The 12664-nt window shown below is 63.4% G+C and carries 12 protein-coding genes and 1 pseudogene; 6 read left to right on the forward strand and 7 right to left on the reverse strand.

The genetic code is table 11. The annotated features are described in order from the left end of the window. Positions 1-126: 126 nt before the first annotated feature. The gene (locus tag RAC97_RS07115) at positions 127-1509 is read left to right on the forward strand and encodes a glutamine synthetase family protein (RefSeq protein ID WP_375098561.1); all 1383 of its coding nucleotides are present in this window, start codon (positions 127-129) and stop codon (positions 1507-1509) included. Positions 1510-1723: 214 nt separating this feature from the next. After that, positions 1724-3268, forward strand: a complete 1545-nt coding sequence (locus tag RAC97_RS07120) for an APC family permease (protein ID WP_375098562.1) — start codon at positions 1724-1726, stop codon at positions 3266-3268. Positions 3269-3373: 105 nt separating this feature from the next. Here RAC97_RS07120 and gmk read toward each other — a convergent pair whose 3' ends face one another. Next, complete coding sequence (gmk, locus tag RAC97_RS07125) at positions 3374-3994, reverse strand: guanylate kinase (protein ID WP_375098563.1); 621 nt, start codon at positions 3992-3994, stop codon at positions 3374-3376. Between the two features lie 12 nt (positions 3995-4006). After that, complete coding sequence (locus tag RAC97_RS07130; protein WP_375098564.1) at positions 4007-4870, reverse strand: YicC/YloC family endoribonuclease; 864 nt, start codon at positions 4868-4870, stop codon at positions 4007-4009. A gap of 226 nt (positions 4871-5096) precedes the next feature. Here RAC97_RS07130 and rph point away from each other — a divergent pair, with 226 nt between their 5' ends. Further along, complete coding sequence (gene rph / locus RAC97_RS07135) at positions 5097-5819, forward strand: ribonuclease PH (protein WP_375098565.1); 723 nt, start codon at positions 5097-5099, stop codon at positions 5817-5819. Between the two features lie 24 nt (positions 5820-5843). Next, a complete protein-coding gene (locus RAC97_RS07140) occupies positions 5844-6212 on the forward strand; it encodes a DUF4870 domain-containing protein (protein ID WP_375098566.1) in 369 nt (122 codons plus the stop codon). A 32-nt stretch (positions 6213-6244) separates the two neighbouring features. Here RAC97_RS07140 and RAC97_RS07145 read toward each other — a convergent pair whose 3' ends face one another. Next, complete coding sequence (locus RAC97_RS07145; protein WP_375098567.1) at positions 6245-7024, reverse strand: exodeoxyribonuclease III; 780 nt, start codon at positions 7022-7024, stop codon at positions 6245-6247. 80 nt (positions 7025-7104) lie between these two features. Between RAC97_RS07145 and pyrE the strand changes: the two genes are divergently transcribed. After that, a complete protein-coding gene (pyrE, locus tag RAC97_RS07150; protein WP_375098568.1) occupies positions 7105-7746 on the forward strand; it encodes an orotate phosphoribosyltransferase in 642 nt (213 codons plus the stop codon). 66 nt (positions 7747-7812) lie between these two features. Here the strand turns inward: pyrE and argB are convergent, their stop codons facing one another. The 4 genes and pseudogenes from argB to coaBC all read right to left on the reverse strand — a co-directional run bounded on the left by argB (position 7813) and on the right by coaBC (position 11924). Then, complete coding sequence (argB, locus tag RAC97_RS07155; RefSeq protein ID WP_375098569.1) at positions 7813-8718, reverse strand: acetylglutamate kinase; 906 nt, start codon at positions 8716-8718, stop codon at positions 7813-7815. Between the two features lie 30 nt (positions 8719-8748). Further along, positions 8749-10122: pseudogene (locus RAC97_RS07160) on the reverse strand (phosphomannomutase/phosphoglucomutase); the annotation flags it as partial. Positions 10123-10251: 129 nt separating this feature from the next. Further along, entirely contained in the window at positions 10252-10707 is a 456-nt protein-coding gene (gene dut, locus RAC97_RS07165; protein WP_375098570.1) for a dUTP diphosphatase, read from the reverse strand. 5 nt (positions 10708-10712) lie between these two features. Then, positions 10713-11924 carry a bifunctional phosphopantothenoylcysteine decarboxylase/phosphopantothenate--cysteine ligase CoaBC gene (gene coaBC, locus RAC97_RS07170; protein ID WP_375098571.1) on the reverse strand — a complete coding sequence of 404 codons (1212 nt, stop codon included), beginning with the start codon at positions 11922-11924 and terminating at the stop codon, positions 10713-10715. 128 nt (positions 11925-12052) lie between these two features. On the opposite strand from coaBC, the gene radC reads away from it, so the two are divergent. Beyond that, the coding region (gene radC / locus RAC97_RS07175) for a DNA repair protein RadC (RefSeq protein WP_375098572.1) at positions 12053-12664 on the forward strand (612 nt) is incomplete at its 3' end.

Consider the following 12664-nt stretch of genomic DNA (forward strand, 5'->3'; position numbering starts at 1 on the left):
CAATGCATCCATTGGGGCAACTCCCCCACGATGGGACAGTGAAAAGAACAACAGCAGCACCATCGTCGCCCCTGGGGCGTCAGTCGTATCCCCACATCGCCGCTTCGAAGCAAAGGATGTACAGCCATGACGTCGGTTTCCCCGTGCGCCAGCTCCTCCCGCGAGATGAATGCCTTCCTGCAAGCCCACCCGGATACCCAGTTCGTCGACCTGCTGATTTCCGACATGAATGGTGTCGTGCGCGGCAAGCGCATCGAGCGCGCGAGCCTGCACAAGGTCTATGAGAAGGGCATCAACCTGCCGGCCTCGCTGTTCGCCCTGGACATCAATGGCTCGACGGTCGAAAGCACCGGCCTGGGCTTGGACATCGGCGATGCCGACCGAATCTGTCATCCGATTCCCGACACGTTGTGCGATGAGCCTTGGCAGAAACGCCCCACCGCACAGCTGCTGATGACCATGCACGAGCTCGACGGCACGCCATTCTTCGCCGACCCCCGCGAAGTGCTGCGCCAGGTGGTAGCCCGGTTCGATGCCTTGGGTCTGCAGGTATGCGCGGCATTCGAGCTGGAGTTCTACCTGATCGACCAGGACAACCTCAACGGCCGTCCACAGCCGCCGCGCTCGCCGATTTCCGGCAAGCGCCCGCAGTCGACCCAGGTGTACCTGATCGACGACCTCGACGAATATGCCGAGTGCCTGCAAGACATGCTCGAAGCAGCCAAGGAGCAGGGCCTGCCGGCCGATGCCATCGTCAAGGAAAGCGCCCCGGCGCAGTTCGAGGTGAACCTGCACCACGTCGCCGACCCGCTTAAAGCGTGCGACTACGCGATTTTGCTCAAGCGCCTGGTGAAGAACATCGCCTACGACCATGAGATGGACTCCACCTTCATGGCCAAGCCTTACCCGGGCCAGGCGGGCAATGGCCTGCACGTGCACATCTCGCTGCTCGACAAGCAAACCGGCAAGAACATCTTCGCAAGCGACGACCCGCTGCAAAGCGAGGCCCTGCGCCATGCCATTGGCGGGGCGCTGCAAACCATGCCGGCATCCATGGCCTTCCTCTGCCCGAACGTCAACTCGTACCGCCGCTTCGGCGCCCAGTTCTATGTGCCCAACGCGCCGAGCTGGGGCCTGGACAACCGCACCGTGGCCCTGCGCGTACCTACCGACAGCAGCGACAACGTGCGCATCGAGCATCGCGTGGCCGGTGCAGATGCCAACCCTTACCTGATGCTCGCGGCCATCCTCGCCGGTATCCATCACGGCCTGAGTAACAAGGTCGAGCCGGACGCGCCGATCGAGGGCAACGCCTACGAGCAACTGGAGCAGAGCCTGCCGAACAACCTACGTGACGCGCTGCGTGCGTTGGACGACAGCGAAGTGCTGAACCAGTACATCAGCCCGGACTACATCGACATCTTCGTCGCCTGCAAGGAAAGCGAGCTGGCCGAGTTCGAGGTGTCTATTTCCGACCTCGAGTACAACTGGTACCTGCACACGGTGTAGGTCGTGTGACTCGAAGGGGGCGTTCTTCCGCCTTTTGGCTGATTTGCCTTCAAATGTCGTTCCGCATCATTACAATGGCGCCCCCAAACGTCGATGGCAGCGTGTAACCAACGGGTACCGGAGAAGTGCCCGGAAGCAGCTTTCAATGAGTGAAAGCGGCCTTTCCCGGAAGGCCTGTGAAAAAACAATACCAATAGCAACGGCACGATTACTCATGAGCGAATACACAGAAGCCGGCCGCCCACCCGATGTGGCAGCCGACTCGGGCAACACCAAGGGTGCCAGCAAAGGCCTGGCAAAAGGCCGCCTGGGCCTGCTGGCCAGCGTGGTGCTGGGCATCTCCACCATCGCCCCGGTCTACACCCTGACCGGCGCCCTCGGTCCAACCGTGCGCGAAGTCGGCGCACACCTGCCGGCGGTGTTCATCGTTGGTTTCCTGCCGATGCTGCTGGTTGCCCTGGGCTACCGCGAGCTGAACTCGGCGGAGCCGGACAGCGGCACCTCCTTTACCTGGTCGGCGCGTGCCTTCGGGCCAATGATCGGCTGGATCGGCGGTTGGGGGCTGGTGGTCGCCACTACCATCGTGCTGTCAAACCTGGCCGGGGTGGCCGTCGATTTCTTCTACCTGTTCCTCGGGCAGATTACCGGGCACCACGACCTGGCGAGGCTGGCGGACAACCTGTTGATCAACATCACCACCTGCTGTGCGTTCATCGCCTTGGCGGTGTGGATCTGTTGCCGTGGCATGAGCACCACAATGAGCGTGCAATACGGCCTAGTGGCCCTGCAGCTGTTGGTGCTGATCGGCTTTGGCTTCGCCGCGTTCGGCGAAACCACCGCGCCGCCGCCGCTGGCGTTCGATTTCGCCTGGTTCAACCCGTTTGGCGTCGAGTCGTTCTCGGCGTTTGCGGCGGGCCTTTCGCTGTCGATCTTCATCTTCTGGGGCTGGGACGTGTGCCTGACCGTCAGCGAAGAGTCCATTGGCAGCGATGAAGTGCCGGGCAAGGCCGCTACCTGGACGGTGCTGCTGATTCTCGGCATCTACCTGTTTACCGCGATCGCCACCTTGCAGTTCGCGGGCGTCAGCGACATTGGCCTGGGCCTGGGCAACCCGGATATCCAGGAGAACGTCTTCGCTCACCTGGCAGGCCCGGTGATGGGGCCGCTCGCGATCCTGATGTCCATCGCGGTGCTGGCCAGTACCGCAGCGTCGTTGCAGTCGACCTTTGTTTCGCCTGCGCGCACTCTGCTTGCAATGGGCTACTACGGCGCTGTGCCGCAGCGCTTTGCCAGCGTCTGCCCGCGCTCGCAGACGCCACGCTACGCGACCATCTGCGCGGGCGTGGCGGCGGGCCTGTTCTACGTGACCATGCGTACCCTGAGCGAGAACGTGCTGGCCGACACCATCACCGCGCTGGGCATGATGATCTGCTTCTACTACTCGCTGACTGCGTTCGCCTGCGTGTGGTACTTCCGCCGCAGCCTGTTCGACAGCATGCGGCATTTCCTGATGCGCGGCCTTTGCCCGCTGGCCGGTGGGGCCATCCTGTCGGTGATCTTCGTGCGCACGGCGATCGACAGCGCCTCGCCCGATTTCGGCAGCGGCTCGCACGTGGGGGGGCTGGGGTTGGTGTTCGTGATCGCAGCGATCATCTCGGTGCTGGGGATCGTGCTGATGATGCTGTCGCGGCTGCGGGCGCCGGCGTACTTCCTGGGTGCGACCTTGCACCAGCAGGCGAACTTGCAGTTGCAGGATTGATTGCAGCGGGGCCGCTACCCGGCCCATTCGCGGGCAAGCCCGCTCCTACAGGGATCGCACAATCCGTAGGAGCGGGCTTGCCCGCCGATAGAATCAGCTCGGCCTTCAGCCGACCAGTTGCTTGAGCAGCGCCCCATGGCGCTGTTGCTGCGCCTTGAGCAGCAAGCGGTTGGCGCGGAACACCGACTTCAGGTCTTCCAGCGCAACGGCGAAATCGTCGTTGATGATGACGTAGTCGTACTCGTCGTAGTGAACCATCTCGCTGACCGCTTCCTTCATGCGCCCGGCGATGATCTCTTCGCTGTCCTGGCCGCGGTTGTCGAGGCGATGGCGCAGGGCCTCCTGGCTTGGCGGCAGGATGAAGATCGATAGCGCTTCCGGCAGCAGCTCGCGCACCTGCTGGGCGCCTTGCCAGTCGATTTCCAGGATCAGGTCGAAGCCCTGGTCGAGGGTCTGCTGCAATGCGCTGCGCGAGGTGCCGTAGAAGTTGCCGAACACCTCGGCGTGCTCGACGAAGTCACCCTTGGCGATCAGCGCCTTGAAGGCGTCGTGGTCGACGAAGTGGTAGTTCACCCCGTGCTCTTCGCCCGGGCGCTTGGCGCGGGTGGTGTGGGAGACCGACACCTGAACGTTCGGGTCTTCCTTGCGCAGTGCCGTGACCAGGCTGGTCTTGCCCGCGCCGGACGGGGCGGAAACGATGTAGAGGGTGCCGCTGCTGTGGTTCATGGTGGGGTGGCCTTACTCGATGTTCTGTACTTGTTCACGCATCTGCTCGATCAATACCTTCAGGTTGACCGCCGCCTGCGTGCTGCGTGGGTCGAAGGCCTTGGAGCCCAGGGTGTTGGCTTCGCGGTTGAGTTCCTGCATCAGGAAATCCAGGCGTCGGCCTGCGGCGCCGCCGGACTTGAGCACCCGGCGCACTTCGTTGACGTGGGTGCTCAGGCGGTCGAGCTCCTCGGCCACATCGCTTTTCTGTGCCAGCAGAACCATTTCCTGTTCCAGGCGCTGCGGGTCTAGGTCGGCCTGCAGGTCGGCGAAGCGGTCGAGGATGCGCTGGCGCTGCGCGGCCAGCATCTGTGGCACCAGGGCGCGCAGGGTGGTGACTTCGTGAGCCATCGCGTCCAGGCGTTCGTTGATCAGCCGGGCCAGCTCCTGGCCTTCGCGCTGGCGCCCGGCCTTGAGCTCGGCTAGCGCCTCGTCGAACAGGGCGATGGCCTCGGCGTTGAGCGCCTGCGGGTCGGCTGCGTCGCCCACCAGCACGCCTGGCCAGGCCAGGACTTCCAGCGGGTTGAGCGGTGCTGGCTGCTGGATCAGCCCGGCCACGGTCTCGGCGGCAGCCACCAGCTGTGCGGCGCGCTCGCGGTCGACCTGCAACGGCTTGCCGGTGCTGTCGTCGGCCAGGCGCAGGGTGCATTCGACCTTGCCGCGCGAAATGCCTTGGCGCAGGCCTTCACGCACCGCGCCTTCGAGGTCGCGCAGGGCTTCTGGCAGACGCAGGTGGGGTTCAAGGTAGCGATGGTTGACCGAGCGCAGTTCCCAGGCCAGGGTGCCTTGGCTGCCGGCGCGCTCGACGCGCGCGAAAGCGGTCATGCTGTGCACCATGGGGAGTACCTCGCGTATTCGGTTGAACGGGGAAGCCTTTCGGCTGCAAGGCGCAGGATTGTAGCGCAGTGCGGCCGCGACGCCCAAGCCAGGCCATCTTACAAAGCCGCTGCGAGGCGGGTGGGAAAAGGCGACAGGTTACCGGCCCGCGACGATAGGCATGTCTTCCCCAGACGCCCAGCTCTATAATGCTCGCCAGATTCAAGTCCCGGTACAGGTATTCCAGATGAAACGTCCAAGTGGTCGCGCCGCCGATCAGCTCCGCTCGATCCGCCTCACCCGCAACTACACCAAGCACGCCGAAGGGTCGGTGCTGGTGGAGTTCGGCGACACCAAGGTTATCTGCACTGTCAGCGTCGAGAACGGTGTTCCACGCTTCCTCAAGGGGCAGGGCCAGGGTTGGCTGACTGCCGAGTACGGCATGCTGCCGCGCTCCACCGGCGAGCGTAACCAGCGCGAGGCCAGCCGTGGCAAGCAGGGTGGCCGCACCCTGGAAATCCAGCGCCTGATCGGCCGCTCGCTGCGCGCTGCGCTGGACATGAGCAAGCTGGGCGACGTCACCCTGTACGTCGACTGCGACGTGATCCAGGCCGATGGCGGCACCCGCACCGCGTCCATTACCGGTGCCATGGTCGCACTGGTCGATGCGCTGCGGGTCATCAAGAAGCGGGGCGGCCTGAAGGGCGGCGACCCGCTCAAGCACATGATCGCCGCGGTTTCGGTGGGCATGTACCAGGGCGAGGCGGTGCTCGACCTCGACTACCTGGAAGACTCCGCCGCCGAAACCGACCTGAACGTGGTCATGACCAGCGCCGGTGGCTTCATCGAAGTGCAAGGCACCGCCGAGGGCGCGCCGTTCCAGCCGGAAGACTTCAACGCCATGCTGGCGTTGGCGCAGAAAGGCATGAGCGAGATCTTCGACCTGCAACAGGCGGCACTCGCCGACTGACTACGCGCCAAGGAGGCGTAACCCATGAGCGATCCGAACCTGCCCAGCGAAGTGCCGCGCGCCGAGGTGCGGCAGTGGGCGATGTTCTGCCACTTCAGTGCGTTGCTCGGCTTGGTCGTGCCGCTCGGGCACCTGCTGGGGCCGGTGGTGCTGTGGGTGTGGAAGCGTGAGCTCGACCCCTTCGTCGATGCCCAGGGCAAGGAAGCGCTGAACTTCCAGATCAACGTCACCATTGCCGGGTTCATCAGTTTCATGCTGATGTTCCTGGTAATCGGCTTCGTGCTGTTCGCCATCCTGGCGGTGGCGGTGTTGATCCTGATCGTCCTGGCGGGGGTGCGGGCCAACGAAGGGAAGCCGTATCGCTATCCCTGGATCTGGCGACCGCTCAAATAACGACTGGGGCCGCAAAAGCGGCCCCAGTGTATTCAGATGGTCAACGTCCAGTCGTAGTCGACGATCAGCGGCGCGTGCCGTGAGAAGCGTGGCTGGCGCGGCAGGCGTGCGCTGCGCACGAAGCGTCGCAGGCCCTGGGTGAGGATCTGGTAGTCGAACCGGTAGCCCAGGTTGAGCATCTCGGCCTGTTCGTTGTCCGGCCACCAGCTGTACTGGTCGCCTTCGCGGCTGACTTCGCGCAGGGCATCGACGTAGCCCATCTCACCGATGATCGCGTCCATCCAGGCGCGCTCAGGTGGCAGGAAACCAGGCGACTGCTGGCTGTCACGCCAGTTCTTGATGTCAAGCTTCTGCTGGGCAACGTAGAACGAGCCGCAGTAGATGTACTCGCGGCGCTTGCGGCGCTGCTTGTCCAGGTACTTGGCGAAATCGTCCATCAACTTGAATTTCTGGTTCAAGTCTTCATCGCCATTCATGCCCGAAGGCAACAGCAAGGTGGCGATACTTACCTTGTCGAAATCTGCTTGCAGATAACGCCCGTAGCGGTCGGCTGTCTCGAAGCCCAGACCGGTGATGACTGCCTTGGGCTGCATCCGCGAGTACAGTGCCACACCACCTTGGGCGGGCACCTCCGCGTCGCAGGCGTAAAGGAAATAGCCATCGAGCTGGAAAGCTGGGTCGTCGAGTTCAAAGGCCGAGGCGCGGGTATCCTGAAGGCAGATGACGTCGGCATTCTGGGCTTGCAGCCAGCTGAGCAAACCACGCTCGGCCGCAGCCTGAATGCCATTTACGTTCACACTGATGATCCGCATAAATGGCCCCAAAAATCTCGTGCGTGTATGATACCCGAGCTCAACTCATTTAGCTAAATCCGTGGTGTCCGGGACTTTCCATGCAGCCGTATCAGCGCGACTTCATTCGTTTTGCCATCGACCGTGGGGTTCTGCGCTTCGGCGAGTTCACCCTGAAATCGGGGCGTACCAGCCCGTATTTCTTCAATGCCGGCCTGTTCAACAGCGGCTCGGCCCTGGCCCAGCTGGGGCGTTGCTACGCGGCGGCCATCGTCGACAGCAAGATTCCTTTCGACGTGCTGTTCGGCCCAGCCTACAAGGGTATTCCCCTGGCTTCGGCCACAGCAGTGGCGCTGGCGGAGCAGCACCAGCTCGATGTGCCTTGGTGCTTCAACCGCAAGGAAGCCAAGGCCCATGGCGAGGGTGGCAGCCTGGTAGGCGCGCCGCTGGCCGGTGATGTGCTGATCATCGACGACGTGATCACGGCCGGCACCGCCATTCGCGAAGTCATGCAGATCATCAGCGCTCAGCAGGCCAAGGCTGCGGGCGTGCTGATTGCGCTGAACCGCGAGGAGCGTGGCAACGGCGAGCTGTCGGCGATCCAGGAAGTGGAGCGTGATTTCGGCATTCCGGTGGTCAGCATCGTGTCGCTGACCCAGGTGCTGGAGTTCCTGGCCGACGACCCGCAGCTCAAGCAGCATCTGCCGGCGGTGCAGGCGTACCGCGAGCAGTACGGGATCTGATCCTGGCTCTGCAATGAAAAAGGCGACCTGTGAAGGTCGCCTTTTTTGTGGCCGGTAGCGAAGCGCTTAGTGGCGCTTGCGGTTGGTGATCAGGGTGCCCACGCCGCTGTCGGTGAAGATCTCCAGCAGTACCGCATTTGGCACCCGGCCGTCGATGATGTGCGAGCTGTTCACGCCACCTTGCACCGCTTCCAATGCGCACTTGATCTTCGGCAGCATGCCGCCGTAGATGGTGCCGTCAGCGATCAGGCCGTTGACCTGCTCGGTGGTGAGCCCGGTGAGCACCTCGCCCTGCTTGTCCATCAGGCCGGCGATGTTGGTCAGCAGCATCAGCTTCTCGGCCTTCAGCGCTTCGGCCACCTTGCCGGCCACCAGGTCGGCATTGATGTTGTACGACTCGCCGTTGGCGCCCACGCCGATCGGTGCGATGACCGGGATGAAGTCGCCTTTCACCAACATGTTCAGCAGCTCGGTGTTGACGCTCACGACCTCGCCGACATGGCCGATGTCGATGATTTCCGGCGTGGTCATTTCCGGGGTCTGGCGGGTGACCGTGAGCTTCTTGGCGCGGATCAGCTCCGCGTCCTTGCCGGTCAGGCCGATGGCGCTACCGCCGTGACGATTGATCAGGTTGACGATGTCCTTGTTCACCTGGCCACCCAGGACCATCTCCACGACGTCCATGGTCGCGGCGTCGGTTACACGCATGCCATCGATGAAGTGGCTCTCGATCGACAGGCGCTTGAGCAGGTCGCCAATTTGCGGGCCGCCACCATGCACCACCACCGGGTTGATGCCCACTGCCTTCATCAGCACGATGTCGCGGGCGAAGCCCGTCTTGAGCTCTTCGCTCTCCATCGCGTTGCCGCCGTACTTGATCACCAGGGTCTTGCCGACGAAGCGTCGGATATAGGGCAGTGCTTCGGACAAAACCTCGGCTACATGGGAAGCGGCATCGCGATCGAGGGTCATGCAGGGCTCCAGTCTGGAACAGTTAGTCGGTCAGAACGGCAGTTGCAGGCCGGGCTCGACCCGCAGCAACTGCGTGCGGAATACAGTTTTGATGCGTTGCAGTTCGGCCTCGCTGTCGGCCTCGAAGCGCAGCACCAGCACCGGTGTGGTGTTGGAGGCGCGAACCAGGCCCCAGCCGTGGGCGTAGTCCACCCGCACACCATCGATGGTGGTCAGGTTGGCTTCGCCCCAGTCGGCGTCGCGTTGCAGTGCATCAATGATGCTGAATTTACCCTCGTCGGTCACATCGATGTTGATTTCCGGCGTGGAAATATCGTTCGGGAACGCGGCGAACAAGGTTTCGGCGTCCTGGTCGGCCTTGCTGAGGATCTCCAGCAGACGCGCAGCGCTGTAGATGCCGTCGTCGAAACCGTACCAGCGCTCCTTGATGAAGATGTGTCCGCTCATCTCGCCAGCCAGCAGCGAGCCGGTCTGCTTCATTTTCTTCTTGATCAACGAATGACCGGTCTTCCACATCAGTGCGCGACCGCCATGCTGTTCGATCAGCGGGGTCAGGCGGCGGGTGCACTTGACGTCGAAGATGATCTCGGCGCCCGGGTTGCGCGACAGCACGTCCTGGGCGAAGAGCATCAGCAGGCGGTCGGGGTAGACGATATTGCCAGTGTTGGTCACCACACCCACGCGGTCGCCGTCGCCGTCGAAGGCCAGGCCCACGTCGGCGCCGGTTTCCTTGACCTTGGCGATCAGGTCCACCAGGTTCTCGGGCTTGCCCGGGTCTGGGTGGTGGTTGGGGAAGTTGCCATCGACCTCGCAGAACAGCGGGATCACCTCGCAGTTCAGGGCTTCGATCAGCCGCGGGGCGATGACCCCGGCAGCGCCGTTGCCGCAGTCGACCACCACTTTCAGGCGCTTGGCCAGCTTCACGTCGCCGACGATCTGCTGGAAGTAGCGCTCGAGGATCTCGACTTTCTCCACACGGCCTTCGCCACGGGTCAGGTCGTTGGTCTTGAGGCGGGTCAGCAGGGCCTGGATCTGCTCGTTGGCCAGGGTGTCGCCAGCGATGACGATCTTGAATCCATTGTAGTCCGGCGGGTTGTGGCTGCCGGTAAGCATCACGCCGGACTTGCCCGCCAGCACATTGGCGGCGAAGTACAGGGCCGGGGTCGGCACAAGTCCGACGTCGCTGACCTGGCAACCGGCGTCGGCCAGGCCCTTGATCAGCTGTTCCACCAGCATCGGGCCGGACAGGCGCCCGTCGCGGCCAACGGAGATTTGTGGCTCGCCTTGGGCGAGGGTTTGCGCGCCGATGGCGCGGCCAATCCAATAGGCGGTTTCGCCGGTCAGGGTCTTGCCGACGATGCCGCGGATGTCATAGGCGCGGAAAATGCTGTCCGGCAGCGCGGGTACCAGCTGGGCCATGTCGTTCATCTCTGGGGACTCCAAGTAGTCAAAGGCTTCCGGGATAGGCAAAAACTGAACGGTTGGACGGCCTTTTCGACAGAGAGTTCGCCATCCATGGCCCCGGCGGTCAGCTCAGCGGGTGCCGGAGTGACCGAAGCCGCCCGTGCCGCGCTGGGTTTCGTCGAATGTCTCGACGATATCGAAGTGCGCTTGTACGACCGGTACCAGCACCAGCTGGGCGATGCGTTCGCCGACGGTGATGGTGAAGGGGGCGTCGCCACGGTTCCAGCAGGAAACCATCAGCTCGCCCTGGTAGTCCGAGTCGATCAGGCCGACCAGGTTGCCCAGCACGATGCCGTGCTTATGGCCCAGGCCCGAGCGCGGCAAGATCATCGCCGCAAGGCCGGGGTCGCCGATGTGGATGGAAAGGCCCGTGGGGATCAGCAGGGTCTGGCCGGGCTCGAGGATAGTGTTTTCCTTGAGCAGGGCGCGCAGGTCCATGCCGGCAGAGCCTGGGGTTGCGCATTTTGGCAGAGGGAATTCGGTGCCCAGGCGTGGGTCGAGGATCTTGGCTTGAAGAGCGTGCATGGAGCTTATTGAACCTGGTTGAGCCGTTCGGCGATGAAGGCAACCAGCTGGCGGGCAATCTTGCCCTTGCTGGTCTGCGCGAAGAGAGTCTGGTGCTGCTGGCGATCGATCACGGTCAGGGCGTTTTCCTCGCTGTTGAAGCCGATGCTGGGGTTGGCAACATCGTTGGCGACGATCAGGTCGAGGTTCTTGTCCTTTAGCTTGCGCGTGGCGTAGTCGAGCAGGTGTTCGGTCTCGGCTGCGAAGCCGACGCTGAACGGTCGGTCAGGGCGGCCAGCGATGGTGGCAAGGATATCTGGATTGCGCACCATCTGCAGCAGCATGCCGTCACCAGTTGTAGGGTCTTTCTTGAGCTTTTGTGCGGCGATGACCTCCGGGCGGTAGTCCGCAACCGCCGCCGAGGCAATGAACAGGTCGCATGGCATGGCCGCTTCGCAGGCCGCGAGCATGTCCCGCGCGCTGACCACATCGATGCGGTTGACCCGGTCGGGGGTCGGCAGGTGCACCGGGCCGGTGACGAGGGTTACCCGAGCCCCCGCTTCCACGGCCGCCTCGGCCAGGGCGAAGCCCATCTTCCCGGAACTATGATTGGTGATGTAGCGCACCGGGTCGATGTTTTCCTGGGTGGGGCCGGCGGTAATCACCACGTGCTTGCCGGTCAGCGCCTGGCGCTTGAAGCTTTCGGCAGCGCACCAGGCGAGATCTGTGGCCTCGAGCATACGGCCCAGGCCGACGTCGCCGCAGGCCTGGCTGCCGGAGGCCGGGCCGAACACCTGGATGCCACGGCTCTTGAGCAGGTCCAGGTTGGCTTGGGTGGCCGGGTCGCGCCACATGGCCTGGTTCATCGCCGGGGCCACGGCGACGGTGGCGTCGGTGGCCAGCACGAGTGTGGTCAGCAGGTCGTCGGCCATGCCCTGGGCCATGCGCGCCATCAGGTCGGCGGTGGCCGGGGCGATCAGCACCAGGTCGGCCCACTTGGCCAGTTCGATATGGCCCATGGCCGCTTCGGCGGCAGGGTCGAGCAAGTCCATGTGCACCGGGTGCCCGGAAAGCGCCTGAAGGGTCAGCGGGGTGATGAACTCGGCGCCGCCGCGGGTCATGACGACGCGCACCTGCGCGCCGTGTTCCAGGAGTCGGCGAATCAGCTCGGCGCTCTTGTAGGCGGCAATGCCGCCACCCACGCCGAGAACGATGCGCTTGCGATACAGCCGCTGCATAGGCTTGCCTTTTTCCAGTGAAAGCGGGCCGCGACGAAAAACACTGCCTGCGGCAGAACGTCGCATGTACGAAGCGAAATAGATTAACACAGCGCCGAAATGCGCCGTAGTACGACACAAGGAGGGGTATGAACATCAGGGAGTGGCCAGTCGACGAACGGCCTAGGGAGAAGTTGGTGCGTCAGGGAGCGGGGAGCCTTTCGGATGCGGAATTGCTCGCGGTATTCCTGGGCTCAGGGGTTCGGGGTTGCAATGTCGTCGAGCTGTCTCGGGGGCTACTCGTGAAATTCGGAGGTTTGCGCCAGTTGCTGGAGGCCGACAAGGCTACCTTTCTCGGTGAGCTTGGGTTGGGGCCTGTGAAGTACAGCCAGTTGCAAGCGTTGCTGGAGATTGGTCGCCGCAACTTGGCGATGTCTATAGAGCGTGAATCGGCTGTGGAAAACCCCGCCGCCGTAAGGCGTTACCTGAAATCGATGTTGCGCCACGAGCCCAGCGAGGTATTTGGCTGCCTGTTCCTCGACACCAAGCACCGCCCGCTGGCCTTCGAAATTCTGTTTCGCGGCACCATCGACCGGGCGAGCATCTACCCGCGTGAGGTGGTGCGGCGTGCGCTGCTACACAACGCGGCGGCGTTGATCCTCTGCCATAACCACCCCTCGGGGCTAAGCGAGCCGAGCAATGATGACGTGCATTTGACCGTGGTGCTCAAGCGGTCGTTGGCGTTGATCGATGTGCGGGTG

Origin of the sequence: Pseudomonas sp. LS_2, assembly GCF_042709235.1 — a bacterium.
Taxonomy (GTDB): domain Bacteria; phylum Pseudomonadota; class Gammaproteobacteria; order Pseudomonadales; family Pseudomonadaceae; genus Aquipseudomonas.